Annotated in this window: 17 protein-coding genes; 5 read left to right on the top strand and 12 right to left on the bottom strand. The window is 65.9% G+C overall.

The genetic code is table 11. From position 1 onward, the window contains the following. Nucleotides 1–12 precede the first annotated feature (12 nt). Together truA and MU558_RS09690 are read right to left on the bottom strand one after the other, a co-directional pair. Nucleotides 13–849, bottom strand: coding sequence for a tRNA pseudouridine(38-40) synthase TruA (gene truA / locus MU558_RS09695; RefSeq protein WP_246965970.1), 837 nt, complete (start codon nt 847–849; stop codon nt 13–15). 78 nt (nt 850–927) lie between these two features. Next, nucleotides 928–1,335: a hypothetical protein gene (locus MU558_RS09690; protein WP_246965969.1), complete on the bottom strand. Its 408-nt coding sequence runs from the start codon at nt 1,333–1,335 to the stop codon at nt 928–930. 197 nt (nt 1,336–1,532) lie between these two features. Here MU558_RS09690 and MU558_RS09685 point away from each other — a divergent pair, with 197 nt between their 5' ends. After that, nucleotides 1,533–3,071: a sulfatase gene (locus MU558_RS09685; RefSeq protein ID WP_246965967.1), complete on the top strand. Its 1,539-nt coding sequence runs from the start codon at nt 1,533–1,535 to the stop codon at nt 3,069–3,071. 29 nt (nt 3,072–3,100) lie between these two features. Here MU558_RS09685 and MU558_RS09680 read toward each other — a convergent pair whose 3' ends face one another. From MU558_RS09680 to MU558_RS09650, 7 genes are all read right to left on the bottom strand, one after another. Beyond that, nucleotides 3,101–4,585: a sulfatase family protein gene (locus MU558_RS09680; protein ID WP_246965965.1), complete on the bottom strand. Its 1,485-nt coding sequence runs from the start codon at nt 4,583–4,585 to the stop codon at nt 3,101–3,103. 52 nt (nt 4,586–4,637) lie between these two features. Beyond that, complete coding sequence (locus MU558_RS09675; RefSeq protein WP_246965963.1) at nt 4,638–4,964, bottom strand: HalOD1 output domain-containing protein; 327 nt, start codon at nt 4,962–4,964, stop codon at nt 4,638–4,640. Between the two features lie 141 nt (nt 4,965–5,105). After that, nucleotides 5,106–5,765: a helix-turn-helix domain-containing protein gene (locus MU558_RS09670; RefSeq protein ID WP_246965962.1), complete on the bottom strand. Its 660-nt coding sequence runs from the start codon at nt 5,763–5,765 to the stop codon at nt 5,106–5,108. Between the two features lie 89 nt (nt 5,766–5,854). Further along, complete coding sequence (gene hisS / locus MU558_RS09665) at nt 5,855–7,156, bottom strand: histidine--tRNA ligase (RefSeq protein WP_246965960.1); 1,302 nt, start codon at nt 7,154–7,156, stop codon at nt 5,855–5,857. Nucleotides 7,157–7,222: 66 nt separating this feature from the next. Next, the gene (locus tag MU558_RS09660; protein ID WP_246965959.1) at nt 7,223–7,813 is read right to left on the bottom strand and encodes a DUF7411 family protein; all 591 of its coding nucleotides are present in this window, start codon (nt 7,811–7,813) and stop codon (nt 7,223–7,225) included. Beyond that, on the bottom strand, nt 7,813–8,163 hold the full coding sequence (locus tag MU558_RS09655) for a DNA-binding protein (RefSeq protein WP_246965957.1): 351 nt from the start codon (nt 8,161–8,163) through the stop codon (nt 7,813–7,815). The genes MU558_RS09660 and MU558_RS09655 overlap by 1 nt, the downstream gene beginning before the upstream one ends. Nucleotides 8,164–8,339: 176 nt before the next feature. Continuing rightward, nucleotides 8,340–8,795, bottom strand: a complete 456-nt coding sequence (locus MU558_RS09650) for a 30S ribosomal protein S19e (RefSeq protein WP_246965956.1) — start codon at nt 8,793–8,795, stop codon at nt 8,340–8,342. A 154-nt stretch (nt 8,796–8,949) separates the two neighbouring features. Between MU558_RS09650 and thiL the strand changes: the two genes are divergently transcribed. Then, nucleotides 8,950–9,822, top strand: coding sequence for a thiamine-phosphate kinase (gene thiL, locus MU558_RS09645; RefSeq protein WP_246965955.1), 873 nt, complete (start codon nt 8,950–8,952; stop codon nt 9,820–9,822). A gap of 41 nt (nt 9,823–9,863) precedes the next feature. Here thiL and MU558_RS09640 read toward each other — a convergent pair whose 3' ends face one another. The 3 genes from MU558_RS09640 to MU558_RS09630 form a co-directional block, all read right to left on the bottom strand. Further along, on the bottom strand, nt 9,864–10,988 hold the full coding sequence (locus tag MU558_RS09640; protein WP_246965953.1) for a site-2 protease family protein: 1,125 nt from the start codon (nt 10,986–10,988) through the stop codon (nt 9,864–9,866). A gap of 127 nt (nt 10,989–11,115) precedes the next feature. After that, the gene (locus MU558_RS09635; RefSeq protein WP_246965951.1) at nt 11,116–11,355 is read right to left on the bottom strand and encodes a DUF7123 family protein; all 240 of its coding nucleotides are present in this window, start codon (nt 11,353–11,355) and stop codon (nt 11,116–11,118) included. Between the two features lie 249 nt (nt 11,356–11,604). Continuing rightward, nucleotides 11,605–12,438, bottom strand: a complete 834-nt coding sequence (locus MU558_RS09630; RefSeq protein ID WP_246965950.1) for a molybdopterin synthase — start codon at nt 12,436–12,438, stop codon at nt 11,605–11,607. Between the two features lie 87 nt (nt 12,439–12,525). On the opposite strand from MU558_RS09630, the gene pyrH reads away from it, so the two are divergent. From pyrH to MU558_RS09615, 3 genes are all read left to right on the top strand, one after another. Beyond that, on the top strand, nt 12,526–13,248 hold the full coding sequence (pyrH, locus tag MU558_RS09625; protein ID WP_246965949.1) for a UMP kinase: 723 nt from the start codon (nt 12,526–12,528) through the stop codon (nt 13,246–13,248). Beyond that, nucleotides 13,241–14,923, top strand: a complete 1,683-nt coding sequence (lysS, locus tag MU558_RS09620; RefSeq protein ID WP_246965947.1) for a lysine--tRNA ligase — start codon at nt 13,241–13,243, stop codon at nt 14,921–14,923. Before pyrH ends, lysS begins: the two co-directional genes overlap by 8 nt. An 83-nt stretch (nt 14,924–15,006) precedes the next feature. Then, on the top strand, nt 15,007–16,848 hold the full coding sequence (locus MU558_RS09615; protein WP_246965946.1) for a site-2 protease family protein: 1,842 nt from the start codon (nt 15,007–15,009) through the stop codon (nt 16,846–16,848). Nucleotides 16,849–16,864 lie beyond the last annotated feature (16 nt).

Below are 16,864 nucleotides of genomic sequence, written 5' to 3'. Positions count from 1 at the left end.
GGCAAAACGGTTTCACTCGGCGATGCCCTCGCGGATCTCTCGCGAGACGCGCGCGCCGGTCGCCCGGTCGATCCGTCGCCGTTCGAATATCTCGCGGGCGCTCGCGGCCGCCTCCGGGTCGGTGTCGAACTCGAGGTCGGGATACGCGACGCGTGTCAACACGAGCGGTTCGGCCGGGGCCGGCGGAATCCCCTCGTGACCGGGAAGTTGCGTCGGCGAGAGCGCGCGATCGATCTTCTCGAATGGGGCGTCGCCGGTCCCGACGGCGTGAGCGAGCGAGACCAGTCGACGAACGAGTTCGCGGGCGAACCCGTCCGCACGGACCGTCACGACGAGGTAGTCGCCGTCGCGGCTCGCCTCGAGGTCGGGCGATCGCTCGGTGTTCGCGTCGTCCGGCGTGAGGTTGTGAAAGTCGTGGGAGCCGGAGAGGGCCTCGAGTGCGGCGTCGAAGCGGTCGTCGTCGACCGTCGCGGCGAGTGTGCGGTCGGCGTCGGTGGCGGGAGCGTAGAGGTGGTAGACGTACTCGCGTCGGGCGGCATGGTGGGTCGCGTGAAAGTCGGCGGGCGCGTCGGCCGACGCCCACGCGCGGATCTTCGCCGGGAGTTCGGCGTTGAACGCCCGCGGCATGAGCCAGTCGGGGGCCTCGAAGGCGACCGTCTGGGCGACGGCGGAGACGCCCGCGTCGGTTCGCCCGGCGGCGGCGTACCCTGCCGGCTTGTCGCCGGTGAAGACCTCGAGATCACGGAGCGCGTCGAAGAGTGTGTCCTCGACGGTCGGAACGTCCGGCTGGCGTTGAAATCCGTAGTACGGCGTGCCGTCGTAGGCGATTCGGAATGCCCGCATCGACATCGATTCGACCCAGGGCGTCGGGGCGGTTATACTCTCGGACGTCGCTATCGACGATCGACAGAAGTGGGACGTCGCTCGTCAGTCCGCGGAACTGCTCTGGCTCCGGCGTTCTCGCTCGAGTCGCCGGCAGCCGGAGACTAGCTGGTCGGGGAGGGAAGTCGCGTTCTCGTGTAACGCCTCGAAGATCACCGCGACTTCGTCGAACCGCGGGCCGCGAGACGCGACCAGCGGGTCGGTGTCCCACTCGACGAACCCCGCGTCTGCGAGCATCGGAAGGTGGGTGTGGCGCAGTTCGCGTCGAAGCGTCTCGAGATCGCGCGGATCGTTCGGGTTCATCGCGCTCCCCGGTAGCAGGACGGTATCGTCGGCTGGAGCGTCCAGGAGGGCGACGATCAACTGGCGGCGTGGTTCGGTCGAGACTGCACTGAACGCGCGATTCCATCTGCGAATGACGCGCTTACCATCTCGGAACGGAGCCGTCGTCATCGAACTCGTCTTGCGTCCCGTCCTCGTTAAGCTGTTGGCCTAACGATAGGATGGTTGATTAGTATCGTTCGGTTGTATCTCCCGCCATCACCGAGCGACGGGGAGAGCAAACCCCATGCCGTGACGGGGTGATATCGTCAATCACCTGCATACTCCGGGAAGGTGGCCTTCCCTGCAGGGGCTGGAGTAGGTGTACTATGGGCGAGTCCAATGGACGTGAGAGTGAGTCACACGAGAACGTCCACAACGTCGTTCTCGTCGTCCTCGATACGGCGCGAGCGACGAGCGTCGACGAGGTGAACGCGCCGGGCGAGCGAAACGCGACGGGGTGTGGAACCGCGGAGAGTCGAACGATGCCGACACTCGCCTCGCTCGCGGCCGAGGGGACCTCCTTCGAGCGCGCGTTCGCGACCGCGCCGTGGACGGTCCCCTCACACGCCTCGCTGTTCACCGGAACGTACCCCTCGGAACACGGTACACACGGTGGCCACACCTATCTCGGCCCAGATCACCGGACGCTCGCGGAGTCGTTTTCCGACGCCGGCTACGAGACCGTCGGCGTCTCGAACAACACCTGGATCACCGAGGAGTTCGGCTTCGACCGCGGGTTCGAGACGCTGCGCCGTGGCTGGCAGTACGTCCAGTCCGACGTGGACATGGGAACCGTCGTCCGGGCCGAACACCTCGAGGCGAAACTCGAGGCCGCCCGCGATCGGCTCTTCGAGGGCAACCCCGTGGTCAACGCGGCGAACCTGCTCTACAGCGAGGTGATAAAGCCCCAGGGCGACGACGGTGCCGACCGGACGACGACCTGGATCGCAGACTGGCTACAGAACCGCGAGCGCGACCGACCGTTCTTTCTGTTCTGTAACTACATCGAACCCCACGTCGAGTACGATCCGCCGCAGGCACACGCCGAACGGTTCCTCCCGCCGGACGCGAGTTACGAGGAGGCGACTGCGATCAGACAGGATCCCCGCGCCTACGATGTCGGCGACTACGAGCTCGGCGAGCGCGAGTTTCGACTGCTCCGTGCGCTCTACAGGGGCGAACTCGCCTACGTCGACGAACAACTCGGCCGCCTCCGGGACGCACTCGAGTCCGCGGGCGAGTGGGAGGACACCCTGCTTGTCGTCTGTGGCGACCACGGCGAGAACGTCGGTGAACACGGTTTCTTCGGCCATCAGTACAACCTCTACGAGACGCTGTTGCACGTCCCGCTCGTCGTCCGTGGCGGCCCGTTCACCGACGGCGGACGCCGGAGCGAACTCGTGTCGCTGCTCGACCTCCCGGACACGCTCCTCGATACGGCGGCCGTCGACGATCGAGCGTTTCGCGAACAAAGCTGGGGACGGTCGTTGCACCCGGACGCGAGGAACGATCCTCGAGACGCGGTCTTCGCCGAGTACGTCGCGCCCCAGCCGTCGATCGACCGCCTCGAGGCTCGCTTCGGCGATCTGCCCGAGCGCATCTACGAGTTCGACAGGCAACTCCGGGCGATCCGCACGGCCGAGTACAAGTACGTCGTCGGCGACGGCGAGTTCGAACGACTCCACCGGATGACGACCGATCCACTCGAGACGACCGACGTCGCCGACGACGAACCGACGGTGCGGGCCGACCTCCGGGAGCGACTCGAGCGTCGCTTCGACGGCCTCGAGAGCGCGGCGACTGAGGGAAGCGTCTCGATGAGCGAGTCGACGGAAGACCGACTCGCGGACCTCGGCTACCTCTAAAAGCCACGGGTCACCCGACCCGTGGTCGTTTACTCGGTCGACGCGTCGTCGAACGTCGTCGGAACCCACTTCCGGATCGAATCGTCGGTTTCGTCCATCCACGCGACGAGTCGTTCCTCCAGATCTCGTTGCACCTCGGCGTAGCCAGGGTGGTCGATCAGGTTCTGGAGTTCCGCCGGATCGGCCTCGAGGTCGTACAGTTCGTTTCGATCGGGGCCGTTGTAGACGTACTTGTACTCGTCCGTGCGGACCATCCGCTGGCTGTAGAGGCCGAACTCGTCGCCGTGGTACTCCGCGTAGATGGAATCGCGCCAGTCGTCCGGTCGCTCGCCCTCGAGCAGCGGGACGAAACTTCGGGCGTCGATATCGTCGAGAGGCTCCGCCTCGCCGATCTCGAGGAACGTCGGCGCGAGGTCCTGGAGGAGAACCGGTGCGTCGCAGGTCGTACCTTCCTCCGTGATGCCGGGCCAGCGCACCTGCAAGGGAACGTGATACGTCTCGTCGTACATCAGTGGGCCCTTGTTGAACTGGCGGTGGTTGCCGACGAAGTTGCCGTGATCCGAAGCGTGGACGACGACGGTGTCCTCGGCGAGTCCGTGTTCCTCGAGGGCCTCGAGGATTCGACGTACCTGGTCGTCGATCATCGTCACGAAGCCCCAGTACTTCGCGATTTTCTCAGCCCACGTCTCCCAGTCGAAGTCCTCGACGCCGCGGTAGCGAACGTACTGTTCGTGGACGGCCGGCTTCCCCTCGAACGTCTCGGCGTAGGTGTCCCAGGGCTCGATCTCGTCGGGGTCGTACATCGAGGCGTACGGCTCCGGGACGACGTACGGATGGTGTGGCCCGTAGAAGTCCGTCCGATGGAAGAACGGGCCGTCGTCCTCGGCGTGGCGTTCGATCGCCTCGATCGTTAGCTCGGCGAGAAAGTACGCTCGAGTTGCTTCTACCGAAGCAGACGTTTCCGCCGCGACTAACATGCCAGTGCTGGTGTAATTCTCGTCCGTGAGGTCCTCGTCGGCGATCGGCTCGCCGATCTCTTTGCGATACTCGCCGAACCTGGTGTCGATGTCGTCGTGGTGGACGTCGCTGCCACCGAGATACTTGAAGCCGAAGTCTTCCGGAGGTGGACCATCGTCGTCGTTCCCGGACTGGCCCTCGCCGTCTTCGTTCGGAGTCTTGCCGACGTGCCACTTGCCGACGTACGTGAGATCGTAGCCGGCGTCGTCGAGGCGCTCGGAGAACGTCGGCAAGTCCGCCGGGAGGTGATCCCGGATCGCGTCCGCCTCGTGGCTGTTGTTCAACATCCCGTGATTGTGGGGATACAGCCCGGTCAACAGCGACGCACGGGCGCTGGTGCAAATGCTGATCGGCGTGAACGTCCGTTCGAAACGCATCCCCTCCGCCGAGAGTCGATCGAACGTCGGGGTATCGACCGGCGGTCCGTCGGGTGTGGTGCACTCGTACCGTTCCTGGTCGGTGAGCAGAAGCAATACGTTTGGGCGGCTGTCGACCATCAGGCGTCGTACATCATCCCAACGGATAATGCTACTCCCGACTATCGTCGCGCTACGGCGCCTCGACGCTGATCGACTCGCCGTCGACGATCGTCACCGTGTGCTCGTACACGGTAAACGACACCGTCCCGCGTCGACGTTCACCCGTCGACCGGCGTGCGAAAAGCGCCTCGAGGGCGTCCAGGTCGACCCAGGTGTAAAGCGGTTCGACCTCGAGCGGTTCGTATCCCGTCATCGTCGCGATCGCGTCGGCGAGGACTGTGACGAGTGAATCGTCGGTCGCCGGGTCGTAGGACGTACGATAGACGCTCGCGTTGCTGTCCGCGTCGAGCGCGTCGACGGTCGCCGGTTCGGCCTCCTCGCTCACGTCGTCCGTCACGCGTTTTCCCACCTCGGATCCGGGAGTGCAAACGGCGTCTGAGTTCGTCCCATCGTAGACGACGATACCAAAGCTACCGGCGAAAGTTACGTTAGTGCGTCTAGGTAGAACCCGTTTATCAGCGAAGGTGTGTCGGCGGTGTCACGACGGGCCGTCCTCGAGTGCGACCGTGTTTCCGACCAGCCGCGAGAGTGCACGCCTGAGACGCCGGGAGACCGCTCGCTGGCTCACGTCGAACTCGTCGGCCAGTTCCGACTGCGTGACCCCCCTCGGCTCCTCGAAGTATCCCCGTTCGTACGCGGTGTGGAGCGTCTCGCGCTGGTCGTCTGTCAGCCCGTACCGCTCGCCGCTTCGGGCGTCGCGAACGGTGTAGACGCGCTGGAGTGTGATCGGAACGTCGTTTTGCTCGCAGTATCGCTGGAACCGTCGGATCCCGGCGCGGTCCGTAAACCGGAGTTCGAACCGCCAGCCGTCGGCGGTCCCGCGTCCATCGAGGATTGTCGCCCCGCTCGCGGCGATCCCGTGAACGAACCCCTCGACCGACGGGTTCCACCGCGCCCTGTACAGTCGCATCGAATCGACTCGAGACAGTTTCTCGAGCGAGCGAACGGCCTGCGTCTCGAGGAGCGTTCGTTCGAACGCGTCGAAGTCGTTCGCGTCCCAGACGCAGAAAAACGGGACGATCCCCTCATCCGCAGGGATGATTCGCTCGAATTCGATTCGGATGGCCGGGTCGGCCTCGATCGTCGCCCCGAGCGGGAAGCCGTCGGCCGGAAGCCAAAACTCCGCAATCGTCGCCATACCGCAACTAGATCGACGGCAGAAAAGTATTCAGGGGTGTCCGATGGTGTCGACCAGCGTCGAGCACCACGATCAGTGCGTTGTCGCGATCACGCCGCGAAGTCGTCGAACGTCGGCCGATCGCGATCGCCGGGGAACTCGTCGACGGGAACCTGGACCTGGTCGCCCGCGTCCATGTCCTTGACCGTCACCTCGTCGTTCTCGAGGTCGCGCTCGCCGACGATCACCGTCGTCTCGGCGTTGATCGAGTCGGCGTAGTCGAGTTGCGCGCCGAACGAGCGACCCGCGACGTCGGTCTCGACGACGTGGCCGCGGTCGCGCAGTTCTCGAGTGATTCGAGCCGCCGTTTCCCGCGTGTCACCGACCTGGAGGACGTAGTAGTCGGTGGCGATCTCCTCGTCGGGCCAGACGCCCGCGCGCTGGCACAGAAGCGACAGTGTGGCGTGTCCCGGCGCGACGCCGACCGCCGGCGTCGGCTGGCCGCCGAACTGCTCGATCAGGTCGTCGTAGCGCCCGCCGCCGAAGACCGAACGGGAGACGTCGCCCGCGGAGTCGAAACACTCGAAGACGACGCCCGTGTAGTAATCGAGTCCGCGGGCCGTCTCGAGCGAGATCGTACAGTACTCGCGAGCGCCGAAGTCCTCCGCGGCGGCGAGGACGTTCCGGAGGTTCTCGACCGCGTCGGTCACGCGTTCGCTGTCCGCGAACTCGACGACTGCGTCGAGATCACCCGTGGCGATGAGGTCGTCGAACTGGGCTGCCTGGTCGACCGAGAGGCCGGCGTCGACGAGCAGATCGTGGTACTCAACTCGCTCGATCTTGGCGGACTTGTCGACGGCGCGGATCGCCGCCTCGGTGTCGACGTCGGCGTCGAACGTCTCGAGGACGCCGCCGAGGATGTCCCGGTGGGAGACGCGGAACTCGAAGTCCTCGCCGGTCAGCCCGAGTCCCGTGAGGGCGTCGGCCGCCCAGGCGAGGACCTCGGCGTCGGCTTCGGGTTCTGCAGAGCCGAAGATGTCGACGTTCGTCTGGTAGAACTCGCGCTGACGGCCCTGCTGGACCTGTTCGTACCGCCAGAACGGCCGGGTCGAGAACCACTTGATCGGCTTCGAGAGCTCCTGTTGCTTGGCGACGACCATCCGGGCGACGGTCGGCGTCAGCTCCGGCGTCATCGTCACGTGACGGCCGCCCTGGTCCTCGAAGTCGTACAGTTCGTCGACGATCTCGTCCCCGCTCTTGTCGGTCCACATCTCGGCGCGCTCGAGTGCGGGCGTGGCGATCTCGCGGAAGCCGTATCGGCGGGCCGTCTCCTCCAAGACGTCGGTCGTGGCCCGCCGAGCGACCATCTCGTCGGGATAGAAGTCACGGAACCCCTTGATGCGGTCGTACATGGCCGTCCGTTCGAGCACGGCACACTTCTATGTGTCCGTTCGGTCGGACGACGACGCTCGCGTTCGCTACCGGACGCCGGTCACGTACGTCTGCTCGTGGTCGGGGAACAACTCGGTGATTGCGTCCCGGCCGTCCTTCTCGGCGATGATCGCGCGCAGTTCGGCCTCGTAGTCCGCCCGCGTGATCTCCTCGCTCGGACCGACGGTCACGTCGAGCGTCGCGTCGACGAGTCGGTCGACGGCGCTGCGACCGAAGCCCGACAGCGGCGCGATGTAGTCGACGTCGTGTCGATCCTCGAGGCTCTGGGCCTGCGCCCGCGAGACGGTCGGGACGCGGTCGTCGCGACGGGTGCCGTCGGCGACCGCGTCGAAGCCCGCCTGGGCGACGCGCTCCAGGGCGTGCTGGTGGACGAGCTGGATGCCGTTTCGCGGGAAGCCGTCCTCACGAATTCGATCGGCGGCCTCCGCAGCGACGTCCGGATCGAGCTCGAGAAGTTCGAAGTCGAAGCCGGTCGCAGCCGCCGTTTCGCGGGCGTGTTTCCAGTCGTCGGTGACGCCGAAGTGGGCCGTCGTCAGGGTGACGTCGTAGAACTCGTCTAACAGTAACGCCGCGAGCGTCGAGTCTTTCCCGCCGCTGTATAACAGCCCGAGTCGCATCAGCGCCGCCGGATGTCGAAGCTCTTCTTCTCGGGCTTCAACTCGTTGAGCAACTGTTTCATCTTCTCGTCGTCGATCTTGCCCTGGAGGCGACCGCTCTGGGCCAGCGCGACCACCTGGCGCTCGACCTGCTCGCCGAACTGTGGCTTGCTCATCTTGACGGTGTTGAGCCGTTTCCGGGCGTCGTCGGTGAGGTACTGGCGCAACAGCGCCTGCTTCTGGGCTTCGGCCTGTTGCTGTGCCGCCTCCTGGGCCTCGCCGCTCTCTTGTTGCTGGGCCTGCTCCTGGAGCTGTTCCATCTTCTTTCGACGGAGTTCCTCGAGATCGTCGTCGTCGGGACGTCCACTCATGGTTCCGTGTTGTCTATCGCAGGGGAAAATGATTACGGACGACCGATCGAACGCACCGCTGATACCGTCGGTCGTCGCTGGTTCTCGGCGTACCCGCGAGATGGTCGTGGATGCGCCGGGAACGGATCACAACCGTCGTCGTGACGCTACCCTCGCGTCGAGACGAGAAAAATCCGCTACGCGTAGCGTTCGAGTTCCGGGCGGTCGAGCTCCTCGAGGACGTCGCCAGCGGTGTCGTCGAGCAGGCTCTGTCCCTCGGCGGTGACGCGACGACCCTCACCCTCTGCAGTCTCGACGAGGTCTTCTTCCTCGAGCTGCTGGAGGATGGTTCGGATGACGTTTCGCGAACCGTCGGCGCGACGGTCGGGGGCGACGCGGTACCGGTTCGAACCGCCTTTCGAACCGCCGTACTCGGTGGCGAGACGCTCGACACCGACGGGGCTGTTGTCTGCGACCTTGCGCAGGAGGCTGGCGGCACGAACGGCCCAGAAGTCGTCCTGTTCGGGAGGGAGTTCACGGTCGGCACCAGTCGTCGCGAACTGGGCCCACTCCGGTTCGTCGAGTCGATCCTCGAGTTCCTCGGCGAGCGCCTCGATGAGCGCATCCGCCGGAACGTCGTACATCGTAGCCATTGGCGTTTCGTTCCCTTCCGCGGCATTTAAGAGCATCGTTGTCCGCTCGAGCGGCCCGCTCGCGCCCGTCACTCGTCCACACGCGTCGCCGCTCGCTGACGTCGCGTCGACGGCGTTCCGGTTCGTTTTTCGCACTGGCTCCGGAACGTCGGGTATGGACGAACGCGCCGCGCTGGCGCTCCTCGAGCGCGAACTCGACCCGGTCGGTGACGACGCCGCCGTCGTCGACGGGCAGGTGATGACGACGGACATGCTCCACGAGCGGACGGACTTCCCGGCGGGAACGACGCGATACACGGCCGGGTGGCGAGCCGTCGGTGCGTCGCTGTCGGACGTGGCGGCGATGGGTGCCGAAGCGACGGCTGCGGTCGCCGTCTACGGTGCCCCGACGTTCGACGACGAGGAGTTACTCGCGTTCGTTCGCGGCGCACACGACGTCTGCGAGCACGTCTCGGCATCGTACGTCGGCGGCGACCTGGACGACCACGACGAGTTCACCGTCGCGACGACGGCACTCGGCGACGCGACCGACCCCGTCCTCAGAAGCGGCGCACGGGTGGGGGACACCGTCTGCGTCACCGGCACCCTCGGTCGAAGCGCCGCCGCCGTCGACCTGTTCGACCGCGGCGAGGTGGAGCGGGCGAACGACCTCTTCCGGTTCGAACCCCGCGTCGACACCGGGCTGGCGATCGCCCCCCACGCGACGGCGATGATGGACTCGAGCGACGGACTCGCCCGGTCGCTCCACCAGCTCGCCGAGGCCTCCGGCTGTGGGTTCGCCGTCGACGCCGACCGGGTGCCGATCGACGAGACCGTCCACGAGATCGCGACCGACGACGCCGAGGCGTTCGACCGTGCGACGACGTTCGGCGAGGACTTCGAACTCGTGTTCACGGTTCCGGAGACGGACCTCGAGAAGATTCGCGCGGGCGCGGACGTCCCGATCACGGTCCTCGGTTCGGCCGTCGAAGAGGGCGTGACGATCGACGGCGAACCGCTGGCCGATCGCGGGTACACGCACGGGTGAGACTCGCCGTCGCCGTTCGGATCGGCAGCCGGTGAGAGTTGTCAGCCGACGATCTCGATCGGCACCGGCATGAAACAGAGGACGCCGAACGCGAACGTGACGACTCCGAGGACGATTCGACCCGTGTCGAGGTGGTCGTCTTCGACCGGTCTCGCCGGTCCCGCCGCGGCGATGAGCGCGGCGAACAGTCCCCAGAACACCCAGACGAACACCGAGTTGCCGCTGTAGTCAGCGACGTAGTAGAGGTAGCCGGCGAGTCCGAGCAGGACGCCGGGGACGAGTGCGGCGACCGTCTCCTGGAGGTCGCCGACCATCGCCCGCAAGATGTGGCCGCCGTCGAGCTGTCCCACCGGGATCAGGTTGAGGAACGTAACGAACATGCCGACCCAGCCGCCGATGACGACCGGGTTGACCGCCTTCGCCGGATCGTCACGGTACAGCGACTGGTCGAACGCCGACGCGAGCAACTCGAGCAGGGGCGGATACCCCAGTCGGATCTGGATGGAGTTCGGGTCGTTGACGACCGACTGTGGGGCAGTCACCGGATCGAGGTGCAGTCCGACGACCGTGACGAGGACGGTCGCGACCAGCCCGGCGATCGGACCGGCGACGCCGATGTCGAAAAGCGCCTTCCGGTCGGGCATCCGGCCTTTCATCTTGATGACCGCACCCATCGTCCCGATGAGCGTCGGCACCGGGAGGAAGTACGGCAGCGAGGCGTCGACCCGGTGGTACCGGCTCATCACGTAGTGGCCCATCTCGTGGACGCCGAGGACGCCCAGGATCGCGACGGTGAAAGGCCAGGCCTCGAGCGCCGCTCCGACCGGGTCCTCGAGCGGATTGACGTAGTACCACTGCGCACCGGCGAACAGCGTCGAGAACACCGTCGCGACGAACAATACGACGTTCGTCCACGGGATACCGTCGATGCCGACGTCGGTGGGTTCGGCGACGAGGACGAACTCGCCGTGGCGTCTCGTGAGCTGGACCTCGTAGCCCGCATCGCGAAACGTTGGCCAGAGCTCCTCCATCGCCGACTCGGGGGCCAACAGCGGATCGCCGTAGTAGAGAAGCTGCTCGCCGTCGGTTCTGGTCTCGTAGACGGCGAACACCGACTCGATCGTCTCGAGTGGAGGGCCGGAGTCGGGCGCGTCGGCGTCGTCCATCGTCAGTGATTACTCGTCGCGAGGTATAAATCGACTGCCGTAGCGAGTGTCGCGGTACCAGCTGTCAGTCCGATCGGCACGAAAAGAACGAGGAGAACGAGGACGAGGGTGGACGAAACGACAGTTCTCAGGCGGGTTCGACGCGCCACGTGGTCGCACTCGTGTACGACCACTTCTCGATCTCGAGGTCGGTCGCGGAGTCCGACAGCTTCACCATGAGCGCACCGATCTCCTTCGGGGACAGGCCGACGTCGTCGGCGATGAACTTGCCCTTGAAGTAGAGCTCTCCGTCTTCGACGCGTTCGCGAAGGTAGCGTTTCAGGCGGCGTTCCTTGCTTTCCGTGGAGGGGGAGGCTGTCGTGCTCATCGACGGTATCACCTCGTCGCCACGATCTGTTATAAAGGAAGGATGGTTAGTCACGTTTCGATTGCATTCAGGAAAACGGAGGGAAACAAACCGTTCGACACCTCCCGAACGACGACGTTTTAATACCGCCCCAGATAGCTCGAGACGTTTTAGAACCGATGCTAATCGATTATCTCTGTCTGTCGATGCGAGCCGGAATCGACTCGAGTTTGTCGCCGACTGACTGAAGACCGTTCCGAACCTCGCCGATCAGGCTCGTTCGTGAACCCAGAACTCGTCGTCGACCGTGACCTCCTTTTTGAACAGCGGCACCTCGTCTTTCAGGCGATTGATACCGTCCTCGACGGTTCGAAACGCCTCGCCCCGGTGTCCGGCGAGGACGACGACGAAGACGATGTCCTCGCCGTCGCGAACGACGCCGGTCCGGTGGAACAGTTCAACTGCGTACACCCCGTCGCGGTCCTCGAGGTCCGTCCGCAACGACTCGAGTCGTTCGTCGGCGACCCCCTCGTACTTTTCGAACTCGAGATACTCGGTTCGGGCGTCGTCGGCCGAGTCCTTCGCGCGGACGCGACCGGTAAACGTCGCGATCGCGCCCGCACGGTCGGCGTCGGGCGAGCGCTTGATCCGGGCGACGAGCGACTCGAGCGTCTCGTGTGGTTCGGCGTCCTCGAGCGCCTCGACGATCGTCTCGAGGTCGAGGTCGGCGGGCGTCGGGACGGTCGCGACGGTCGACTGCGGAACGTCGTCGCCCTCGCCGACGAGGACCGTCGGGTACCGCAACGACTCGACGCCCACGACGACGGCGTACGCGCAGTCGCCTGCGAGCGTGTCGAGCGCGTCGGATACCGACAGGTCGGTGCCGGTGGCGGTCCAGTCGCCGTCGGCACCGAGGTCGTAGGTGACGTCGCCGCCGGGGGTGATCGACGGATCCCGTAGCTCCGGCGTCCCGTCGGCGATGGTGGCGTCGTACCAGATCACGCCGACGCGACCCTCCCGGGAGAGGTGGTCGACGATTCGGTCGGCGGTCCGCTCGAGTGCGTCGTCGGCCACGTTGCGGCCACAGATGCCGAGTACCTTCATGTGCGAAACGTGAACGGCTCACGGCTTGTAGCTGTCGCCGCCGAGTTGGCAACCCTTAAGATTGCAACCCGGTTAGACCGCGGTAGTATGAAAGTGGTCGTCTCCATCGGCGGGAGCGTACTCGTGCCAGAACCCGGTGCAGGCCGGGTCGCCGAACACGCTGCCGTCGTCGAAGACCTCGTCGCGGATGGCTGTCGGGTCGGTGCCGTCGTCGGGGGCGGCGGCGTCGCCCGCGAGTACATCGGTGCCGCCCGCGACCTCGGTGCGAACGAGATCGAACTCGACCAGCTCGGGATCGACGTGACCAGACTCAACGCCCGCCTGCTCATCGCCGCACTCGGCGAGGAGTCGGTGACGGCCCCGGCGCTGGACTACGAGGAGGCCGGCGAGGCGCTCCGACGGGGGAACGTCTGCGTCATGGGGGGCGTCGCTCCCGCCCAGACGACCGACGCGGTCGGTGCCGCACTCGCGGAGTACGTCGACGCCGACCTCCTCGTCTACGCCACGAGCGTTCCCGGCGTCTACAGCGACGATCCCAACGAGACCGACGACGCAACGAAGTACGAGCAACTCTCCGCCAGCGACCTCGTCGACGTCATCGCCGGCCTCGAGATGAACGCCGGCTCCTCGGCCCCGGTCGACCTGCTGGCGGCGAAGATCATCCAGCGGTCGGGCATGCGGACGATCGTCTTGGACGGCACTGACCCCGAGCGGATCGCCCGCGCGGTCCGGTACGGCGAACACGACGGCACCGACGTCATCCCCGAAGGCGTCGGCGAGGAACCGACCTACTGGGCAGACGATGAGTAACGACGCGAACGGCGACGATCGGTCCGACACCGGGAGTCCGTACACGCTCCAGCGCGAGGGCAGCGACGCCCACCACGCCTTCTGGGCCGACGACGTCGCCGACCGGGTCGAGAAGCGGGCGACAGACGACGAACCGATCGTCATCAAAGGCGGCATCTCGCCGTCCGGCGTTCCACACCTCGGCAACGTCAACGAGATCATGCGCGGCTACTTCGTCGCCGAAGTGCTGCGCGACCGGGGATACGAGGTCCGGCAGGTGTTCACCGCCGACGACCGCGATCCGCTCCGAAAGCTCCCGCGGACGCTCTGTGACCTCGAGGGGAACCTCGTCGACCTCGGCGACGTGGACGCGGGCGCGCTCGGCCGGAACCTTGGTGCACCCTACACCGACATTCCGGACCCGTTCGGCTGCTGTGACTCTTACGGCGACCACTTCTCGACGATCATCCAGCAAAGCGCCGACGCACTCGAGGTCCCGATCGACCTCGTCTCGAACACCGACCTCTACGAGTCTGGCGACTTCGAGGATCTCACCCGCTTTATCCTCGAGCATCGCGAGCGCGCACGCGAGGTTCTCGCCGCCTACCAGGACAAGGTCGACGAGGACTACGTCCCGTTCAACCCGATCTGTGCGGAGTGTGGAAAGGTCACCGAGACGGTGACGGACGTCGACCTCGAGGCGGGGACCGTCGACTACCGCTGTACGGACATGGAGGCCGGCGACCGGACGATCGAGGGCTGTGGCCACGAGGGCACCGCCACGTTGCGCGAGGGCAAGCTGCCCTGGCGGTTCGAGTGGCCCGCCCAGTGGCAGGTGCTGGGCGTGGACTTCGAGCCGTTCGGCAAAGATCACGCCGAGGGCTCCTGGCCAAGCGGCGAGGACGTCGCACGAAACGTCCTCGAGATCGAACCGCCGGTGCCGATGGTCTACGAGTGGTTCACCCTCGACGGCGAGCCGTTTTCCTCCTCTGCGGGCAACGTGATCCTCGTCTCGGACGTCCTCGACCTCGTCGAACCCGAGGTCCTTCGGTACTTCTTCGCGAAAGACCCCGCGAAGGCCAGGGACTTCAGCGTCGAACGCCTCGACCAGCTCGTCGACGAGTTCGACCGCTTCGAGGCGATCTACTTCGGCGAAGTCGAGGCGAGCGACGACGAGGAGGCGTTCGCAGAGCGCGTCTACCCGTTCGTGGTCGAAGAGCCCAGAGAAGAACGGATCCGCCTGTCGTACACCTTCGCCGCGGTACTGGGAATGACCGACGACCCCGACCTGCGCGAGGAGATCGCCCGACGCGAGGGCCACATTCCCGACGACGCGCCGGAGTGGGCCGTCGAGGCAGCCCTGGCGCGAGTCGAACGCGCACGCAACTGGGCGCGACGCACCGAAAACGAGTTCGACTACGAACTCAAGCGCAGCGAGATACCCGACCACGACTTCGACGCGACGACGGAGGACGCACTCGAGGAACTCGCCGCGTTCATCGAGGAAGGACACGACCCCGACGAGATCCAGGGCGAGATCTACGAGACGGCGAAACGTCACGACGTCCCCGTCGGCGAGTTCTTCGCGGCGGGATACCGGCTCTTTTTCGACGAAGAGCAGGGACCGAAACTCGGACCGTTTCTCGCGAAAGTCGACCGGGAGTTCGTCGTCGACAGGTTGCGCAGAGAGCGCTAGTGTTTCGTCGAGCCTGATCGACGGTTGACGGGATAGTAACGGCAACAAAAGCCCTTTGAGAACTCCCCCCGGATGTAGGAGTAATGGACTACGGTTCCTCCCCGTTTGCCTTCTTTGCGTTCGTCGACGCGGTCACGTCGGGTCCGCTCGCGTGGGTTCTCGTCGGGATCGGTATCTACTGGCTCGCGATCCTCGTTCTGAAACAGCGAGACCTCCTCCCGAGCTACGTCGGGACGCAGGGCCCGATCCTGACGATCCACACGAAACGCGGTCGCGCGTTCCTCGACTGGCTCGCCCGCCCGAAGCGGTTCTGGCGTGCGTGGGCGAACGTCGGCGTCGGCATCGCACTGGTCGTGATGGTCGGCATGTTCGTCTTCCTGCTGACTGCGGCGATCTCGTCGCTTCAGACGACCGAGCCGACGAGCGTCCAGCAGCCGCGAAACATCCTCGTGATTCCCGGCGTCAACGACTTCCTGCCGCTGTCGGCCACGCCCGGGATCGTCTTCGGCCTGCTCGTCGGCCTCGTCGTCCACGAAGGCGGCCACGGCCTGCTCTGTCGCGTCGAGGACATCAACATCAAGTCGATGGGCGTCGCGATGCTCGCGATCCTCCCCGTCGGCGCGTTCGTCGAACCCGACGAGAAAGAACAGTACGAGGCGAGTCGCGGCGGCCAGACGCGAATGTTCGCCGCGGGCGTCACCAACAACTTCGCAGTCACGATCGTCGCGTTCGCGTTGCTCTTTGGCCCCGTCGTCGGCTCCATCGGCGTCGCGCCGGGCGCGGCCGTCGGCGGCGTTGCTCCGGGTTCACCCGCGGAAGACGCCGGAATCACTCCGAACGACCGCATCACCGCGATCGACGGCACGCAGGTCGAAGACAACGACGACCTCGAGACTGCCCTCGAGGCGACAGAGGGCGACGAGGTGACGGTCGAACTCGACGGCGAGAAGACGGTCCCCGTCGAGCGGTCGGTGCTCGTGACCGCGGCGGTCGACGACGGGCCGACCGGCATCCAGACGGGTGATCGAATCGTCGCCGTCGACGACGAACCCGTCGCGACCGAGTCGGGCTTCTTCGACGCCGTCGGCGACAGCGAGCGCGTCACGCTGACGATCGAACGCTCCGACGGCGAGCGCGTCGAGCGCGAGGTCCCGATCGGTGCCGCCACGCAGGTCGCCGCGGACGGCCCGCTCGAGCGCGCCGGCGCGCCAGCCGAGGAGACGCTGGTGATCACGACGTTCGACGGCCAGCGGGTGACCACGTACGACGACCTGAGCCGGCTGCTCTCGGAGACGAGCCCGAACGACGAGGTGGTCGTCGCGGGATACCTCGACGGGGAACGCGTCGAGTACACCGTCACGCTCGACGAGCATCCCCAGTCGGGCAGTGGCTTCCTCGGGATCGTGGGAGCCCAGGGGGTCTCCGGCTTCTCGGTGAACGACGTGGGGATCCAGCTCTATCCCGCCCAGGAGTACCTGGTCGTCCTCGGTGGCGAAGGAGAGAGCAACGGCACTACGGTCACGAACTCCTTCCTCGGTAAGATCGTGCTCGTGTTGATGTTGCCGATCGCCGGCATCCTTCCTGGCTTCCTCCCGTTTAACTTTGCCGGGTTCACTGGCGGTATCGAGAACTTCTACGAAGTGCAGGGACTCCTCTCGCCGCTCGGAGACGGGACGGTCTTTGCGATCGCGAACATGCTCTTCTGGACCGGCTGGATCAACATCCAGCTCGGCTTCTTCAACTGCATCCCCGCGTTCCCGCTGGACGGCGGCCACATCCTGCGGACCAGCACCGAGGCGGTCCTCTCGCGGCTCCCGATCAACGCGACCCGCGGGATGGTCCGGACCGTGACCACGACCGTCGGACTGACGATGCTCGTCAGCTTCCTTTTGATGGTGTTCGGCCCGACCCTGTTTGCCGGCTAAGAGCCGCAGGCGTCCG

This window comes from Natribaculum luteum (genome assembly GCF_023008545.1).
In the GTDB taxonomy this organism is placed as follows: Archaea; Halobacteriota; Halobacteria; order Halobacteriales; family Natrialbaceae; genus Natribaculum; species Natribaculum luteum.
Note: the sequence above shows the minus strand (reverse complement) of the source record. Positions and strands in the feature narration are given on the sequence as shown.

Coding starts and splice junctions, on each gene's coding strand:
- truA (WP_246965970.1), bottom strand. CDS start 849: ATGTCGATGCGGGCATTCCGAATCGCCTACGACGGCACGCCGTACTAC.
- MU558_RS09690 (WP_246965969.1), bottom strand. CDS start 1,335: ATGACGACGGCTCCGTTCCGAGATGGTAAGCGCGTCATTCGCAGATGG.
- MU558_RS09680 (WP_246965965.1), bottom strand. CDS start 4,585: ATGGTCGACAGCCGCCCAAACGTATTGCTTCTGCTCACCGACCAGGAA.
- MU558_RS09650 (WP_246965956.1), bottom strand. CDS start 8,795: ATGGCTACGATGTACGACGTTCCGGCGGATGCGCTCATCGAGGCGCTC.
- MU558_RS09640 (WP_246965953.1), bottom strand. CDS start 10,988: ATGGACGACGCCGACGCGCCCGACTCCGGCCCTCCACTCGAGACGATC.
- MU558_RS09685 (WP_246965967.1), top strand. CDS start 1,533: ATGGGCGAGTCCAATGGACGTGAGAGTGAGTCACACGAGAACGTCCAC.
- lysS (WP_246965947.1), top strand. CDS start 13,241: ATGAGTAACGACGCGAACGGCGACGATCGGTCCGACACCGGGAGTCCG.
- MU558_RS09655 (WP_246965957.1), bottom strand. CDS start 8,163: ATGAGTGGACGTCCCGACGACGACGATCTCGAGGAACTCCGTCGAAAG.
- thiL (WP_246965955.1), top strand. CDS start 8,950: ATGGACGAACGCGCCGCGCTGGCGCTCCTCGAGCGCGAACTCGACCCG.
- MU558_RS09660 (WP_246965959.1), bottom strand. CDS start 7,813: ATGCGACTCGGGCTGTTATACAGCGGCGGGAAAGACTCGACGCTCGCG.
- MU558_RS09635 (WP_246965951.1), bottom strand. CDS start 11,355: ATGAGCACGACAGCCTCCCCCTCCACGGAAAGCAAGGAACGCCGCCTG.
- MU558_RS09615 (WP_246965946.1), top strand. CDS start 15,007: ATGGACTACGGTTCCTCCCCGTTTGCCTTCTTTGCGTTCGTCGACGCG.
- MU558_RS09630 (WP_246965950.1), bottom strand. CDS start 12,438: ATGAAGGTACTCGGCATCTGTGGCCGCAACGTGGCCGACGACGCACTC.
- MU558_RS09670 (WP_246965962.1), bottom strand. CDS start 5,765: ATGGCGACGATTGCGGAGTTTTGGCTTCCGGCCGACGGCTTCCCGCTC.
- hisS (WP_246965960.1), bottom strand. CDS start 7,156: ATGTACGACCGCATCAAGGGGTTCCGTGACTTCTATCCCGACGAGATG.
- pyrH (WP_246965949.1), top strand. CDS start 12,526: ATGAAAGTGGTCGTCTCCATCGGCGGGAGCGTACTCGTGCCAGAACCC.